This window comes from Cellulophaga baltica 18 (genome assembly GCF_000468615.2).
GTDB classification, from domain to species: domain Bacteria; phylum Bacteroidota; class Bacteroidia; order Flavobacteriales; family Flavobacteriaceae; genus Cellulophaga; species Cellulophaga baltica.
Map to the genome: position 1 here is coordinate 2793175 of NZ_CP009976.1, position 17399 is coordinate 2810573.

The 17399-nt window shown below is 32.5% G+C and carries 17 protein-coding genes and 1 tRNA gene; 10 read left to right on the forward strand and 8 right to left on the reverse strand.

Annotated features, from left to right (window positions below):
- Nucleotides 1-58: 58 nt before the first annotated feature.
- From M666_RS11950 to M666_RS11980, 7 genes are all read right to left on the reverse strand, one after another.
- On the reverse strand, nt 59-772 hold the full coding sequence (locus M666_RS11950; protein ID WP_029446031.1) for a LytR/AlgR family response regulator transcription factor: 714 nt from the start codon (nt 770-772) through the stop codon (nt 59-61).
- A 3-nt stretch (nt 773-775) separates the two neighbouring features.
- Nucleotides 776-1096: a hypothetical protein gene (locus M666_RS11955; protein WP_024480217.1), complete on the reverse strand. Its 321-nt coding sequence runs from the start codon at nt 1094-1096 to the stop codon at nt 776-778.
- A 1-nt stretch (nt 1097) separates the two neighbouring features.
- Nucleotides 1098-2159 carry a sensor histidine kinase gene (locus M666_RS11960; RefSeq protein WP_029446032.1) on the reverse strand — a complete coding sequence of 354 codons (1062 nt, stop codon included), beginning with the start codon at nt 2157-2159 and terminating at the stop codon, nt 1098-1100.
- Nucleotides 2159-3289 carry an FIST signal transduction protein gene (locus M666_RS11965; protein WP_029446033.1) on the reverse strand — a complete coding sequence of 377 codons (1131 nt, stop codon included), beginning with the start codon at nt 3287-3289 and terminating at the stop codon, nt 2159-2161. The genes M666_RS11960 and M666_RS11965 overlap by 1 nt, the downstream gene beginning before the upstream one ends.
- 4 nt (nt 3290-3293) lie before the next feature.
- Nucleotides 3294-5645 carry a PAS domain-containing sensor histidine kinase gene (locus tag M666_RS11970; protein ID WP_029446034.1) on the reverse strand — a complete coding sequence of 784 codons (2352 nt, stop codon included), beginning with the start codon at nt 5643-5645 and terminating at the stop codon, nt 3294-3296.
- On the reverse strand, nt 5638-6180 hold the full coding sequence (locus tag M666_RS11975) for a heme NO-binding domain-containing protein (protein WP_024480221.1): 543 nt from the start codon (nt 6178-6180) through the stop codon (nt 5638-5640). Before M666_RS11975 ends, M666_RS11970 begins: the two co-directional genes overlap by 8 nt.
- 79 nt (nt 6181-6259) lie before the next feature.
- A complete protein-coding gene (locus M666_RS11980; RefSeq protein WP_024480222.1) occupies nt 6260-6661 on the reverse strand; it encodes a response regulator in 402 nt (133 codons plus the stop codon).
- Nucleotides 6662-6905: 244 nt separating this feature from the next.
- On the opposite strand from M666_RS11980, the gene M666_RS11985 reads away from it, so the two are divergent.
- From M666_RS11985 to M666_RS12030, 10 genes are all read left to right on the forward strand, one after another.
- Nucleotides 6906-8357 (forward strand): sodium:solute symporter, encoded by a 1452-nt coding sequence (locus M666_RS11985; protein ID WP_029446035.1) that lies wholly within the window; start codon nt 6906-6908, stop codon nt 8355-8357.
- A gap of 89 nt (nt 8358-8446) precedes the next feature.
- Complete coding sequence (locus tag M666_RS11990; protein WP_394331757.1) at nt 8447-9283, forward strand: endonuclease/exonuclease/phosphatase family protein; 837 nt, start codon at nt 8447-8449, stop codon at nt 9281-9283.
- Between the two features lie 161 nt (nt 9284-9444).
- Nucleotides 9445-9518, forward strand: a tRNA-Arg gene (locus tag M666_RS11995).
- A gap of 288 nt (nt 9519-9806) precedes the next feature.
- Nucleotides 9807-10499 (forward strand): type VI secretion system tube protein TssD, encoded by a 693-nt coding sequence (gene tssD, locus M666_RS19980; RefSeq protein WP_029446037.1) that lies wholly within the window; start codon nt 9807-9809, stop codon nt 10497-10499.
- A gap of 1 nt (nt 10500) precedes the next feature.
- Nucleotides 10501-11694, forward strand: a complete 1194-nt coding sequence (locus tag M666_RS12005; RefSeq protein ID WP_029446038.1) for a hypothetical protein — start codon at nt 10501-10503, stop codon at nt 11692-11694.
- Nucleotides 11673-12467, forward strand: a complete 795-nt coding sequence (locus M666_RS12010; protein WP_029446039.1) for a DKNYY domain-containing protein — start codon at nt 11673-11675, stop codon at nt 12465-12467. Before M666_RS12005 ends, M666_RS12010 begins: the two co-directional genes overlap by 22 nt.
- A 396-nt stretch (nt 12468-12863) precedes the next feature.
- The gene (locus M666_RS12015) at nt 12864-13874 is read left to right on the forward strand and encodes a hypothetical protein (RefSeq protein ID WP_029446040.1); all 1011 of its coding nucleotides are present in this window, start codon (nt 12864-12866) and stop codon (nt 13872-13874) included.
- Nucleotides 13875-13919: 45 nt separating this feature from the next.
- Nucleotides 13920-14540 (forward strand): DUF6843 domain-containing protein, encoded by a 621-nt coding sequence (locus tag M666_RS12020; protein WP_029446041.1) that lies wholly within the window; start codon nt 13920-13922, stop codon nt 14538-14540.
- Between the two features lie 387 nt (nt 14541-14927).
- Nucleotides 14928-15689, forward strand: a complete 762-nt coding sequence (locus M666_RS12025; protein ID WP_029446042.1) for a hypothetical protein — start codon at nt 14928-14930, stop codon at nt 15687-15689.
- A 29-nt stretch (nt 15690-15718) separates the two neighbouring features.
- A complete protein-coding gene (locus M666_RS12030) occupies nt 15719-16306 on the forward strand; it encodes a hypothetical protein (protein ID WP_029446043.1) in 588 nt (195 codons plus the stop codon).
- 228 nt (nt 16307-16534) lie between these two features.
- Here the strand turns inward: M666_RS12030 and M666_RS12035 are convergent, their stop codons facing one another.
- Nucleotides 16535-17392 (reverse strand): phospholipase A, encoded by an 858-nt coding sequence (locus tag M666_RS12035; RefSeq protein WP_029446044.1) that lies wholly within the window; start codon nt 17390-17392, stop codon nt 16535-16537.
- Nucleotides 17393-17399: the final 7 nt, after the last annotated feature.

Below are 17399 nucleotides of genomic sequence, written 5' to 3' on the forward strand. Positions count from 1 at the left end.
ACGGTTTTATAGTTAATCAAGCTTTTATGTAAACTTGTTATAAACGAGTTGGAGAGAATTAAAGAAGGTTTAATCTTCTCATTAATTCTGGACGGTTAGATCTGCTTATTGGGATCACACTTTTTTCAATTAACACACTATTATCTTCAATATCAATAATCTTCGTAAAATTAATAATGTATGACCGGTGAATTTGCAAGAACATGTTTTCAGGCAACTTGTCTTTAATACTTTTTAGCGTGTTATGTACGCGGTAATTTTTTGTGGTGGTCTTTACTTCTATATAATCACCTTTTGCTTCAACGACTAAGATTTCGTTTAACTTAAGTTTTATTAAGCGTCTATCTATATTAATGTAAATATCATCTTCTGCATTAGAAGCAGCTTTAGTAGTTACAGGAGCTGGAGCTTTGCTTTTTTCCAAGGCTGTTTTTATCTTTACGATAGATTTCTCAAAACGATCTTCCGTAATTGGTTTTACCAAATAATCTACGATAGCTTCATACTCATAAGCTTCAATAGCAAAATTCGTGTCAGAAGTGGTTAAAACAATTCTAGGTGGATTTTTTAATGTTTGTACAAAATCTATTCCGGTGAAACCTGGCATATGAATGTCTAAGAAAACAACATCAACAGTTTGCTGATTTAAAAATTTCATAGCATCCATAGCGTTAGAGAAAGAGTCTATAACATCCAATTCTGGAATTTTAGAACACAATTGTTCTACAATCATTCGTGCTGCACCTTCATCATCAACTATAATACAATTCATAAATTATAGGTTTTTAATGTAAACATCAATTTTGTTCAAGATAATTAAAAATTTATCGTTGAGGGAGGAATCTCCTTTTTTTAAATCTTCTTCGTAAATAACCGCAAGCTTATAATCTTCCGTTAAGCTAAGAATATTTAGCTTATGTTTTAACTTATGTACAATAGAAGCAGTGTCTTTATAATTTTCTGCAGTGATACAGCGTATATATTCCTCTTTTTCCAAAGGAATTTCTTCTTTTAAGACCGCTATAAATTTCTCTTCAAATGCACTATCATCTCCTGATAAGTCTTTTATATAGTTAAGATTTGGTTGTTGTTCCATACTATTTTTTTAGGGTGAAATAAATTGTAGTTCCTTTGCCTTCTTCAGACTCTAACCAGATATCTCCTTCATATATATTCACTACTTTTTTCACTAATGCTAATCCAATTCCAGAGGCATTAGAATCATTCTCAAGTTTTTTAAACATATTAAAAATACTTTCTTGATGTTTCTTTGCAATCCCTTTTCCATTATCAGAAACGGAAAACTTCCAGAAATTAGTATCTTCTAGATGTTTAATAATAATTTCGCCATGTTCTACCTGTTCCGTAGCAGTAATACTATTGGTGATTAAATTTTTAAATAGCTGTTCTATCTTATATTTTTCGGTCAGGAATGTGGGTAATTGCCCTACGATTCTAACTTTTATATGTTCAGGAATAAAGACTGTTTTTGTTATTTCGTCTATTAAATGGTTTAAGTTTAAGTGTATTTGTTCCTCTTCTAAAGAGTCAATAACAGCATGTCTTAATATGCCATCAACTAAGGCATCCATTTTTTGCAAATTTTGAGAGACGAGGTTACAGTTATTTATACTATTTGATGTGAATTTTTCTTTCTCATCTTCTATAATCCAGCACATTAATGCGTTGATATTTCTTATGGGCGACTTTAGATCATGCGATACCATGTGTGCATAGTCATTTAAAGAGGCGTTCTGCCGCTCTAAATTCTTCATCATAGTATTTTTCTCTGCGGTCATTTTCACAATATCCTTCGCTTGCTTTTCAATCTTAGCAGCTAATTCTAAAGCATCTACCTCTAAAAATTCCATAGGAGAATTTTCTTCAGGTTCTGTGTTTCCAGAATCATTTAAAACACGAATTGCTTTTTCTAATATATTTAAAATTTTACGCTGACTTTCAGATTCTGCCCGTAAGTCTTTATTTGCTTGTGTTAATTCTATAGAACTAATACTCATAGCCCTTTGCACCATTTCTGCCTTATCATCATAATCCTTATACGAATTATTAATGGCATCTAAAAAAGCAGCAAGATCTTCAGAATCTTTCAAATTCTCAGGTAAGTGCTTTCGGATTTGTCTTTTTAAGAGTGAGTGCATTATTCGCTAATCAGAGTTAAGGTCATTGTTTGATTATGCAATTTACACCCTAATTGATTAGAAAACGGAGATAACTCGCCATAAGAGTAAAAGCCCGCTACTGCAGCTTGTTTGCCAATAGCTTCTATAACTTCTTCTATTTCTTCTTCAGTTCTTTGGTTCATTACCAATCTTCTTCCAATACAACTTACCAATAAGGCAAGGTCTGGTTTTTTTGTTCTAGAGCGCATGGCATACATGCCTGCTTTGGCTGCACCCTCTGCAATATCATCTACCGTAGACATCATGAGCTGTACAGTAGATCCTTCAGGAACATCGCCTGCCAAAATCATAGTATTAGCCTTCTCATCAATATTTATAATGGTTCGTACCACTACTTCAGTACTATCTTTTACGCGTAAACTTAAAGGGTATAATAAGGCCGCTTGTGGTAACTCATTGGCCTTATCTCCAAGGTATTTTTTATACAAATCTAATGCTGGTTGCCCATCCAACTCATAAAGAACATTGTCTTTAGATTTGGAAATAATTCGTTCAGGGCCAAAAGCAGACCAACCGCCGTAATTGGCACAGGTAATCTCTAATTGTTCGCCATATAAACCTATGGCAATAACTTCGCCTTTTTTAGGATTTTCATTGTGTGAGGCCAGCGTTTTTTCAAATAAAGCCCCATCGCCACAGAGTCCGCCAGTAATTGTGGTGGTTTGCATATGTTGTTCAAGTCCTTTTATTAGCGCGGATCCATTTATCAGACTGCCTTCAGACACTATAAAAAGATGTTTTAAACCTTCTTTTGTAAATTTGCTCGCTAGTTTAGCGCCTAATTGCTCCGAATCAGAATTAAAATTAATAATGTTTTCTGAATGAATGACATAGGTGCTATTTTCAAAATCTATGGCGGTAATGACCATACTATCATCAAACACATTTTCGCCTAATATTTCTCCAGATGTAGAACCAAACACAATATTTCCATCGGGGAACATTGTTTTTATTTCTTCATATAGGGTGGGAGATTCCAATAAAAATCTATTTCCGAAAACGAGTACAAGTGGATTGTTAAATGTCGTTTTTTCCGACATAAATTTCCATGCTTGGTCTTTATGTTTTATAGCTTGAATTATTTTCATTTTTTTATTTTTTTAGGGTGAAGAAAAATGTTGTTCCTTCCCCAATTTCACTTTCAAGCCACACTTGACCTTCGTACAAGTCTATAATTTTCTTTACAATAGAAAGACCAATTCCTGTAGACCTTTCTTTGTTTCCAACAGATTGAAATATTTTAAATATTTTTTCATGGTATTCCTTAGGAATTCCAACACCATTATCTTTTACACTAAATTGCCAATGCGTCTTTGTCTCAATGCAACCAATTTCTACTAAGCCTTTTTCTCGCTCAATATGCACCACAGCATTGCTTAGGAAGTTTTGTATAAGTTGATGTACTTTAGTCCTATCTGCATGAATAGTAGGTAGCGTACTTGTTACCACTACTTTTACATGTTCAGGGATATATATAATATCTGTAATTTCTTTAATTACTTCATTTACATCTACAGAAGAGTTTTCTATATTATCACTGTTAATAGTAGAGTACTTTAAGATACCGTCAATAAGGCTATCCATAGCTTCTACTTTTTCTTGCATCATTGATAAGTTGTACTTTCCGTTATCGTCTAGTTTATCTTGGTAATCTTCATTTAACCATGTACATAAGGCACTAATACTTCGTAAAGGCGATTTTAAATCATGCGAAACAATATGCGCGTATTCTTGTAATCCTACGTTGCTCTTCTCTAACTCTTTTACAAGCGCTTCTTTTTGTAATTCTAATTGCTTTTGTGCGGTAATATCTAAATGGATGCCTAATGAACCAATTACTTTACCAGAATCATTATACCTAGGGGCACCACTTATTAGCCAATGTCTTGTAGTGCCATCTTTTTGTAGGACCTCTACTTCATAAGAATCAGACTCACCTTTTAGTCTCTTCTCAGATTTACTGTTTAATGTATTTGTATCGGTTATTTTTATAAGATCAGTAGCCTTGTTACCCAGTAATTCTTTTTCCGTGTAACCACTCATGCTGCAAAAACTCTGATTTACAGTTTGTATAATTTCATCAAGGTTTACTTCCAGTAAGCCAAGGTTCATATTTGCAATAATACTACTGTATTTTTCCTTTTGTACCTCTAAGTTTCTCTTGTAGTTTTTAGAAATTGTGACATCCGTATAAGTCCATAAATGCCCATTGTAAACACCTTTATTAAAAATAGGAATAAAATCTCGTTGCAGCGTTTTACCGTCTGCCATTTCAACTTCATCAGAAAGCACCAAGTCTTTCTTTTGTATAATTTTATTAATTCGGCTTACTTCAAAATCAGGATTTTTAAATAAATGCTCATTACCACTCATGGCATTTTCACAATTAATACCTACCAATCTGTGGGGAGGTGCTTCTATTTCAAATAGCGCACAAAACATTTTATTGGCAAGGACTACATTTCTATCTTCATCTTCTACTAAAATTCCAGTATGTAGATTAGCAATTAAAGACGAGAGTCTATTTTCTGAGGCTTTTAGTTGCTCTTCGGCCTCAAGTTCTTTAGTAATATCCTCAAGGATAATTACTTTATAATCAATTTCTCCTTGTTGATTTTTAACAGCACTTACGGCTGTTTTGGTAAAAAGCTGTTTCCCGTTTTTCTTAATAAATGTTCTAACAACAGAGAAATTTTCCAATTCCCCGTCGTCCATTTTTTGCATTAATTTTTGAGACTCTGTGGTGTGTTCAGAGCTAGAAATAGCATCTAACGATTGCTTTTTTAGTTCTTCAATAGAGTAGCCTAATAAGTTTACTATAGCGTTGTTTGCTTTTATAATATGTTCATTATCCGTTAATATAATTCCTAAGGGAGAATTTTCTACGATAATGTCTAATTGTTTTCTTTGGTTGCCTAAAAGCTCTTTAATTTCAGATTCCTGACTAATATCGCGTATGATGCCTTGCGCACCAACAGGCACTCTATTTTCGTCATAGATAATACTTCCGTTAACTTCAACGGTTCTAATGGTACCATCTTTAAGTACTAACTTTGGTCTGTAGTTTTTTATGGTACCCACTTCTACTAATGATTTAAAAGAGTTGTAGGTGTATTCTATATAATCTTTGTGTACGTAAGAACTCAAATCTATTTCTTCATCAGGGCCACAGCCAAGAAATTCTCTTGCGGCATCATTCATTTTTATAATGTTGCCCATAAGATCCATAACTACATAAGGATCTACAATATTTACAAAAATTTCGTTTAATTCTGATGATTTTTCAGAGAGTAGATTCTCTAAACGGCTGTTAACTTCCTGTAAATGGCGCGTCGTATCATAGAGCTCTTTAGATTTGGCTTCTAAAATGCTTTCTGCTTGTTTACGAGCTTTTACTTGTCGGTCAAGTGCACGTTTTAATAAAGTGATTTCTTTGTTATCCATTCTGGACAATATCAAATTTTACTTCAGTACCATCCTCTTTTAAAAGTTCGTAAGTGATTGTGGCAGTACCATTAAAGTGTTCAAAAGTTTTCTCAATTAACCCATGGGCTAAGCGGTATAAACCTCTAGAAGAAGAGTATACCATAGATATGGAGTTATCTGATTTATCTAAAATTTTGAATGTAGGAAGTTCTGCATCAGGGTACAATTTCTTGACATGTACATGAATATGATCTTCAATAGCGTAAAGAAGACTTATAGGGTTGGAGTAGTTTTCTATTACTTCGGGGTGTGAGCTTCCTAAGCCCTTAAAGAGGTAGAGACCAAAGGCATAAATAAGATCGCCCATGGGGGCCTTTACTTCGTCACTAAGACTGGTAATAAGGCTCACCATTTCATTAAAGCTATAGGTACCTACAGACGTATAGATACCTTCTGAGGGTAAATTAGAATTTTCGATTATAGTATCAACGACTTCTAAGCCGAACTTTAATTCTACCATTTCTAAAAACTCTGTAAAGACAACACCTTTCATATGTACATATTAATTTCAACTTTAAAAGTAGGAAAATTAGCACCTAATATGAAAAAAATGTTGTGAAAAGGCTAAAAGCTTATGCCTTTACCAGTTCATTCGTTTGCCAGTATTCAAAAACAGTTTTTAATTTTGTTTCGTAATCCTCATATTTTAAAGGCTTAATCACGTATCCTGCAATACCTATTCTATAACATTCTAGTAAATCTGCTCTGTTTTCAGAAGTTGTTAAAACAATTGTAGGTAAGTATTTGTAATTGGCATCTGCTTTTATAATTTCTAGAAATTCAATACCACTCATTCTAGGCATGTTCAAATCTAACAGAATAATATCTGGTAATTTGGTGCTAGATTTAAGAATTTCTAAGGCTTGCTCACCATTTTTTGCCTCAATGATATTATGTTTTAATTGTAGTTTAGAAACTGTTCTTTGTAGTTTCATGGTCTCAATTGTGTCGTCTTCAATAAATAATACGTCCATAGCTTAATAAATTAGACTGCAAATATTCCATTTTAAATAGAATTAAAATTCGTTACGTAGGTGAATAACTTTTAAGTGTCGGTGAATGGTAAATCTATATAGACAAACATAGTTGAGGTTCCTTTAACTTGTTGATAGATATGCGGATACTTTCACAGAACTCCCTATTCTTTGATTATCTGCTAATAGATAGTAAAAGTTCTTTAAAAAAATGCTAATTTAAACCTCTTAAAACCGCATCAAATTGAATCCGTACTACGTCCTAGGCATAATTGCTATTTACTTTATTATTTTAATGGTGATCTCTCATTTTACCTCTAAAAATGGGAGTGATGAATCTTACTTTACGGGAGACCGCCAATCGCCTTGGTTTTTGGTTGCCTTTGGTATGGTAGGAGCAGGGCTCTCTGGTGTCACCTTCGTGTCACTTCCTGGTATGGTGGGGAATAATAATTTCTATTTTTATCAATTTATATTAGGGAATGTGGTAGGCTATCTATTTATCACTTTTGTATTAATTCCGCTTTATTTTAAACTCAAATTGGTTTCTATTTATGGGTATTTAAAAGAGCGCTTTGGAATAAATTCCTATAAGACCGGGTCTTTATTCTTTCTAATTTCACAGTCTTTTGGCGCAGCCCTCCGCTTGTTATTGGCTTCTAAGATTTTACAATTTGGACTTTTTGATGCCCTGAATGTGCCGTTTTTTATTACCGTTATAATTATTCTTTTACTAGTGTGGTTGTACACCAATAAGTCAGGGATAAAAACTATTGTTTGGACCGATACTTTACAAACTACCTTTTTAATTTTAGGAGCTGTTATTTCTATTTATGCCATTACTACTTCATTAGATTTAAATTTTACTACGGCAATTACTGCAGTGGCAGACCATAGCTATTTTGATATTTTTAATTGGGACGGTGCTTCTGGAAATAATTTTTACAAGCAGTTCATAGCGGGAATTTTAGTAGCCATAGCCATGATAGGTTTAGACCAGAATATGATGCAAAAAACCCTGACCTGCAAAAATCAGTGGGATGCTCAGAAAAATACATTAACCTACAGTCTAATATTAGCGGCAACGCAATTTTTATTTTTGGGTCTTGGTGTTTTATTATACATCTATGCAGAGAAAAACGGAATTTCACTGCCGGTAAATGATAAAGGAAAATTAATTCATACAGATACCTTATTTCCTAATTTAGCTTTAAATCATTTAGGTGTTTTTGCCGCTATATTCTTTCTTTTAGGAATTATAGCCGCCTCTTTTTCTAGTGTAGATTCTTCTCTAACCGCATTAACAACATCATTTACGTATGATTTTTTAGATATTTCGGAAAAATCTAGCGCACAGCGTAAAAGTTTAAAAAACAAAGTACTACTTGGTTTCTCTGTAATTGTTTTTACTATTATTATGCTTTTTGCGAATAGCAAAGGCGATGTAATCTCTTTGATATTTAAAGTTGCAGGGTATACCTACGGACCTTTATTAGGTTTATTTCTATTGGGAATGTTTACCAAAGTGCAGCTCATAGATAAATGGGTTCCGGTAGTTTGTCTTTTAGCACCTTTTGTAACCTACGCGTTGAGTGAAGTGTTAATTGCAAAATTTAAGTTCGATTTTGGTTTTGTGAATATCGCCGTAAATGCAGGTTTAACCATTTTAGGTTTGTTGCTCTTACGTAAGAAATAAACATAAAAGATATCATTTTCTTAATCTGATGAACAGCTTTATTTTAGTGGTATTCCCTACTATTGTCAACTTATAAAATATACTTTATGATGAAATTAATGCTGTTTTTTACGTGCACATTGTTCGGTCTCAACATTACTTCTGTAGCGGGGCAGACAACCTCTGTGATGAGTTACAATATCCGTTTAGATGTAGCCTCAGACGGAGAAAATGCATGGCCCTTTCGAAAAGATTTTGTTGTAAATCAGTTAAAATTTTATAGTCCTGATATTTTTGGTATTCAAGAAGGCACACCACAACAGACTGCTTATTTAGCGGCACAATTAGATAATTACACCTTTATAGGCGTAGGAAGAGATGGGGGAGATAAAGGCGAGTATGCTGCTATTTTCTACAATTCATCAGAATTTTCGGTAGCAGAAGAAAATACCTTTTGGCTCTCAGAAACCCCCACAGAAGTTTCTATGGGTTGGGATGCAGCCTGTAATAGAGTGTGTACTTATGGATTGTTTACCAATAAGGATACAAAAGAAAAGTTTTGGGTATTTAATACACATTTAGACCATAAAGGGGCTATAGCTAGAGCCAAAGGGGTGCAGTTAATTTTGAATAAAATAAAGGAGGTAAACACAAAAGACTATCCTGTAGTCTTAACAGGAGATTTTAATCTAGAACCCACTGATGAAGTTATAGCGACAGTGAAAAACGTTTTGAGCGATGCTAAGGAAGTGGCGCACTTGACTTTTGGACCGGAAGGTACCTTTAATGCGTTTAAGTTCACCACCGCTGTAAAAAGAAGGATAGACTACATATTTATAGCTCCAACTACAATCAAAGTCAACAAATATGCGGTGTTGAGCGATTCTAAAGACTTAAAGTACCCTTCAGATCATTTACCGGTGTATATAGAATTTGAAATTAAATGAGGGTAGAACAGAATTTTTTTTAAACCCTAATGCATTCAAAATTAAGTTTTTGCAAACTTAAAATTAACATTCTTAAAATTACTTAAAATTTAATTGCAAATTATTTATTGAAAACAGTATATTTGCATCCTCTAAGAATTAAATTTAATTCTTTCAGTGTAGGTGGCATAGCTCAGCTGGATAGAGCACCTGCCTTCTAAGCAGGCGGTCGAAGGTTCGAATCCTTCTGCCATCACATCAAAAGTCTCTGAATTTTCAGAGACTTTTTTTGTTCCTATACATTCGTATGTCCCTTGTTTATGAATACGTACTCCGTAGCTATAGAAAATTTACGTGTATTTCGTCGTAAATTAGGAAAATTATACAATCAGTTTACCGATTTATCTTATTTTTAGCTGTTCAGTAGTGGTGAGCGTTTGGTATTGGTATCTAAAAAAGTAGCATTTCTGTCATCTTTTTATATACATAGTTAATACAATTGCGTTATCCTTCTATAGTTAAACAGTACAAGCACCAGTAACCTATGGCTTTTCTAGCAAAACTTTTTATCAACGGAGAACAACGTAATGTTCTCAATGGCAATTACGTATACCATCAACTTCTTGATGCTAGGGGAAAGCCTAAAGCAAACGTAGAAGGCGGACAATTAAACTTTGTGGTAGAGTCTACAGGAGATGATTCTTTGTTTCATTTATGGATGTTAGATGATTACCAAATGTATGATGGGTATATCCGTTTCTTTAAAAGAGATGGGTTGAGTAAATTGTTCGATTTTGAATTCGCCAATTGCTATTGTGTAGGATTGCGAGAGCAATTTAGCGCTACGGGTCATGATCCGCTTAAAATGGAACTGACAATTACTCCAGGGATACAACGTGTACGCGATGTAATTTTTGAGAAAGTTTGGAACCCTAGTAATCCTTTTGCGGAGGCTCCGGTGGTTGTGGAGCAAGAAGACACAAATCTTAAAATACTAAATTCCTATTTTGAAAATACAGAAGGAGATAAGATTACTAAAATACGTAAAGGTCAAGACATAGTATTAGTTGTTAAAACTCAAAATATGATTGGTGAACAGGTGAATATTGACTTAGGTATCGAACGACTAAATTTTATGTATAATGGTCAAGAATTGGAGAATAATATAATAGAATCTTGTGACATTACTTCTAACCTTATGAGAGTAGATCTTATATCATTTGTAAAAAAAGAATAGTATGGGTAAATTAACTATAAATAGTGTAAGTGATAGTAATGTTTCTTATGAAGGTGTTACTACTGAAATGGATGAATTTATTCCTTTAGTATCATTAAGAGATCCGCAAAAGTATAACACCAAAAATGATGAACTTTTAATGGATATGGATGAAAATGGGAACCCTATTTTCGTCGATTTATTATCTGAAACTGTTGATAGTCAAGTTAATGAAGCTATACAAGCAATAATAACAAAACTTGAAAAGCCAATTATTCCTTTTACGGTAAAAAAGGGGGGTCCAGATTTTACTTTTGGAAAAGGGGATGATGATGGTTATATCAGTTTAGAATTATCTCTAGAGAAAGATAAATATGTAGAGGTAGAAGGCGCAACTGCTAGTATTAAATTAAAGGATGATACTAATTATTCTGACAAAGTGTTGGTTAAATGGGAAGATAATATAGATGTTGAGATAGATATAACCACTAAAAAAAGTATTGAATTTTATATCCGGTTTTTAGCAAACGACGATAAAGATAGGTTTGAAGGGGATTATGAAAATTTGTTTTGTGGGTGTTTTAAAGTAATTTTTATAGCTTATTATAAAGACGTTTTTACTTTAGAAGAAGTAGACTTACTTTTCAAGGAAAATAAGAGTGCAAAAGAGTTTAATAAAAAGGGAGATTTTGCAGGAAATGGTTATTGTATTAATACAGCTGATAGAGGTTTAGGGGCTATTTTAAAAGATACTGACAATTTTTATAAAGAACCTAATTATATTAAGTTGGGAGGTAACGGTGTTAGGCTTGAAAGTGGTTCTATTAGAGCTGCGATAATTGCAAAATTGGGTTATATTAAAAGTTATATAGAAATAAGAACTAATAATTATAATACATTTGATAAGCCAACAAAATTAAATTCTAGCTTATCTAAGAAGATATTAGAAGAAATAAATGAAAGAAAAGGGTATCATTTATATTATTTTTCAATGCATGGTGATTATCATGTGATGTTGTTGTTGATAAATTATACTGACCCTAAAGAACCTACCTTTCGAATTCTAGATCAGGGGTATGTAGATTCTGGAAGTAATTCTAGATTTATTGAATTTGCTAAGATGGATAGTGTTTTTTTAATAATCGCAGAGGCATTTTGGGAAAGTAAGAATAAGCACGCTAAAAATATATTATTATGGAGAATTCAAAGAAAATAATATTATTTTCAATATTACTTTCCGCTTTTATTTTTCATTTATTATATGGTAGTAATTTTTATAAACCAGAGACTTTTTCAACAGGTCATAATGATTACTTAATAATAAATCGAAATAAAACTAAGGATAGTGATGAATTATTAAATCAACATACTTCTATATGTAATAAGCAAGATACAGTTAAATGTAAAAATGATCCAGCGGTATATACTGAAGTGGTTGCAGGTTTATTATATAAAGATAATAATTCGGATATTTTTCTAAAACGCCAACGTGAAATAATAAAAAGCCCATTTGGCGGAGAGTTATCAAAGTGTCAAAAATTTCCATTTTCTTTTAACAAATCTGTGGGTACCTTAAATGATTCTATTGCTTTTTTGAAAGATGTGGTTGATATAGGTTCTTTTAGTAAGTTGGAGCATAGTGATGTATATTTTTACGATAAAAATTACATGTATGTTTATCGAGACTACCCTGTTTGTTACCCTCCTTTTTATCAAATAGAAATTAATAAAAAGTATGCGCGTATTTTTGATACCGACTACATTAAAGATTTAAATAAAGTGTATTGGAAGGGTCTTGAAATTGAAAATGCTGATGCCAACTCTTTCACTACTAAAATAGTAGCAGATAAAGAAGGCAAACCGTTTACCATTGTACATGATAATAAGCAAATTTATTTTTTTGCTGAGCCTATGAATCTGGAACGTTTTAATAATTTACCATTGCCTAAGAAAACCTTGGACGCAGTTCGAAAAACGTTTTATAAATAGCAATGGATTATGTTTGTTGAGACTAAAGACCTGTTTTTCGTAAACTTAAATGCGATAGTTTGAAAATTTTATTTCTTTCTGCGTAAATGTTCCTCCGCAGGCGCGAGCGTCACGCTCGTGCCCGTGTTATTTTAAAGTTGTCCTTAATTTATTACTTTTCGAGCTGAATTTAAGATTCGATTTTTCGTTTTGCTAAGTCGGGAGAATTTGTGGAGTGGGAATACATTATGTATTCAACCTACCTTACATTGCTTGTAATCGAAATTATACGCATGGGACTAGATATTGTAACCCTATACAACTTAATGCAGTAAATGTAGTAGGAATTCATAATTCTCATTTACATAGTTCAAATTTTAACCGTCAAAATACTCATGATTTTATTCAGGATATACTATGAAAAAGAATTTTTTAATCCTATTTCTTTTATTTATTGCTTGTAAAGGTGGAAATAAGAATTTGAATCCACCTCAAACTATCCAAGGTAATGATTCATTGGTTCAGGTAAAAGTAGAAAGCATACCTCTAGAATTTATCTCTAAAATACCAGATTTTGAATTACCATTAGGGAATATTTATTTATTAAAAACTATTTTCCCTAGTAAGTTTGGACTTCCTTTGGAAACTGATGAAGATGGAGCATATTTAAATTTGAAGTCTGATGTTTTTACAAAAAAAATACAATCGATTACAGATACTTGGAAAAAGATATCAAATACCGATGGCTTTAACTATACACTTACAATAGAAGATTCTTTAAAGTATTCTATGTACTCAAACTTTGGTAAGCAAGTTGTAAGAGAAAATTATGAATTTATAGGGAAGATTAAAAATAAGGATTTCATTATATTATTAGGTAAACACACGAGTGATAATGCTTTAAATTCCTACAATTTTATTAATATCGTAACTGTATCAGTAGATGGTGTAATAATTGATGATTTAATACTTTACAAACAAGAATTTGACTATGTTTCCTCATATTCTACCTACTCATTTATGGATAATCAAATGATAGTTTCTTCTAAGAATTTTTTTGCAATTGAAGGTGAATATAGTTGTGAAAAAAAAGAAAGGCACAAAATAGCCTATGATGGTAAATTTATTAGGTATTATGATAAAAATGGAAATTATAAAAATGAAATAGAAGAAGGGCTGGTTGAAAATAATACTAGAGAAGGACCATGGGTAGAGAAAAAAATGAATACTTATGTGAATGATTTTACTTATTTAGAAGCTCATTTTGAGGATGGGAAGCCTGTAGGTGAATGGAGTTATTTTGTACTCAAGTATAAAAGAAATTCGGAAGGGCAAGCAGATTTATCAATAGCCACCAAAGGCGCTCTATTGTATACGGAAATGTACAAAGACGGAGAAATGATAAAACGTGACCTCGTAAATGATTAAGCCAACTTACCAAAATAAAACATTTAGAAATTTAACAATAAATGAATGGAATACAATGCATTTATCACGGCCAGCAGCAGACGATTTAGATTTACGAGAGTAATATTATTAATTGTTTTAAGTGTAATCTTTAATTCTTGTTTGTCAGGAAGCCATATTGATAAAGAGTTATTCTATATTCCTAATGGAATAAAAGGAAACATATCAATATTATTTAATTGTAAAGATGGTAAACCTAAAAAATGGAAAGATGGAAAAAGACTTTATGAAATACCTATTTCAGGTGTTTTGAAAACTCAATTTAAAGAAAATACAGGCTACCTTTTATTTAAAGAAAATGGTGGGATTTCTCATGAAGTAAGTAGGTATCGAGAATATGCACAGTTCTTGTACGTAGATGATAACTATAAACCAGTTAAAAAAATAAATTATGTACCTTATTTTGGAGCGAATTATGAGGCATTTTTAGATGAAAATCAAATTAATGTAACAGGAACTAATAATGTTATTGGTTTTGGAAATGGTAAGGAAAAATACATATCTGCTGATTATTTATTGTTTTTTGGAGATACACTTGATTACAAAAAAGTAGACTTAACCAATAAAACAATACAGGATTGGTTAAGAATTGAGAATTGGGATACTTACGATTATCGCAATAAATAGAAAAAGTAAAATTGTTCTATTAAGGTAATACCATACGCATTTGGTGTAAAAATAAGACAGATAGCTTTTAAGAGTAATGTAAGTTGTTGTATTTATTCAATAAGAAAGACTATTGTTAAATTCCCCCGCTAGCGCGAGCGTCACGCTCGTGCCTACATTTCTTTCATTTTTTGATCTATGTTTAATATTCGACTTTGTTTGTTTTACTATGTTTGAAGACGTTGTGGATTGGGTCCATTTTCCCTAGTAGATAATTTATTTTTTAGAATTAATTCTGAGGAAGGTGGTTTGAGAACTTCCAAACTATTATTTTAGTCCCTTGATTAAATCGCCATGAAATTTATTTTTATAAAAGTACTAGGTATCATTCTCCTGCTTTCGTCATGCATGCCTAAAAAAAAGGAAGAGCAACAACAAAGTAGTTCAAAATGTGATTTAGTTACCAGTCATAAAATTTCGAGTACCAATGAAGTAGAATTAAAGAGTTATTTTAGCAAAAATTGTACAATAGATTCTATTCAAGTAAGTTTTAAATTAGACGAGCGATCTTTTGAAAATAAAAACGACTACAGTTTAGAGAATGTATTGGCAAGTATGGGCTACATGGAAAAAGATTCCAGTTATCTTATCGGACAAAAAAGCGCATCAAATTTCTATTTAAATTCTCAAAGTGGTTTTGTTACCGCTACATTTCCAATTACCGGTGTTACTTTAAGTACTATTAATTATATACAAGTAAGTACTATAGGAGTTGAAAAAGAACAAACTATAGTTTCAAACTTATACCCCTATGAAAATTCATTGGCCTTGGCTAAAATGGAACAGACCTATTTAGATCACAAAGCTTTTTTAAATACAAATGTCCACCATGAAGTTCAAGAGGTCAAGGACGGTATTATTGATAAGATATCACTAACGGTAAAAGCAAAAAATATAGATACCCTTAGTTATTATAATATTGCTATTAATGGAGTACCGTTGAAATTTAGATCTAGTGTTAAAGCTTCTTTTAAAGATTTTCAGCATGAAAATAAAGCCTGTGAGTTTTCCAACCTATTGAAAATGAACAAGAATTATTTAAAATTTGATATTGCTATAGGTGCTTTGGATATTAAAGAAATTCAAGACATTTCGGTGGACTTACATTAAGACTTTTAATTAATACACTAAAATCTATAATGGGGAAACATGCCTACATCCTTTTTGCTTTAGTTGTGTCAATAGTCATTTCTTGCAGATCTCAGGAAGATAACGTAGAATTAAGTTTTGAGAAAACCGATGCGCCCCTGAATATTATGGAGTCTATTGTCATGGCTGATAGTGTATATGTAACTTTATTAAAACCTTATAGAATTAAGGTGAAAAGTAATTATTCAAGCACTATAGAAACAACCAGGCTTAGTATGAATTCCGGAGGTGGTTCTGGATATCATAATCCCAGTAAGTATTTGATTTATACAGATAAGCATAAATTAGCTCCTCCTCCAACAGGCGTTAAGTTTTCGGGTCACGATACTAAGGTTTTCGATATTTACATTGGATATAGGATGTTTATTAAAAGTAAAGAAAAAAATAGCCTCTTTGAAAATGCCGTATATTTAGAGGAAAATGGTGGGAGAAAAGTCTATGACCTTAGTAAAAGTGAAATAGCAGCTTGTTTTTTTGAACAGAAGATTACTGATGACATAAGAGGGTATCTCTCCTTTAGTTTTTATAATTATGAAAATGAATTAGGTCTGGGACATACGATAAAAGTTGAAAAGTAATTGAAAATGGAGATTTTCAGCTAAATAGCTTACTCCCGCTCTTCAAAGTCTCTAGATTTAGAATCTACATTGCTTTTGCTGCTTTATAAATGAATTTAATTTTGAAATAGCTGTAAATTCAGAAGTAATAAATTTCTTGTCACTGACTTAATTTTAGGCTTTTGACCTATATACGATCTAACCTTATCCAAAACACTTGTACGAGTGCTATTCATTAAATGGGTAGTATCACTTTCGCCCTTTTAAAAAATTAAGCTCATCAGTTTTAATTACATACCCCACCCGAACCATAGAAGTAAAGCGCTCATAATTAATTAGGTTTTCTGCTTGCCCAGCAAACCATTCTAGCATAATATATTGATTAGATTTGTGCTTAGAAGGTCTGTAGTAAAAACGAGTTCGGAGCATCCCTTTGGCATCCCATTGTAACCCTTTTCTTAATTTTACTTCAAGACTAAATTTATCTTCCCTAAAATCATGAGCTACCGTCAATTCCCCCAAACCTACATAGTCTAATAACTCTGGGTTTCCACTTTTATAGCCAAATGGGATCCATCCTTTTATAGTCAGTATCGTTTTAGGTCCGACTGCACGGTGGTATTCTGCGCTAAGCCGATTCCAACTTCTGGAATAAATACTATCTCTTCCGTTAGATTCATGCTCAAAATATAAATTACCGATACCTCGTATCCTATCGTTTTTATCAAAAAAAGCTTTACCCACACCAAGAGTAGGGTTAAAATTTATTTCCTTGAATGGGTAAGAGTCCTTGTAGATATCCCAAAATGCTTTCTGGCTATAGGTCAAGAACAAATATGTTTCCCAAGGCAGAACATCGCGCGTAATCATTTGTTTAAAACTAACTTGATATTTGGCATTGGCGGTAGTACTATTTATCTCCTTATTAGTGGGTACACCCGTTATAAAGTAATTATCTTTATGAATGGTGAAATAGGGAATTTGTTGCATGGTATCTTTAAATGCCTCACGAGTTAGGGTTTGCCCCTTTACACTATTTGAAAAGATACACGTAATGATTAGGAGCAGTGCGGGAAACTTAAAGAGACTTGATTTGTTTGTATACATGCTAGTA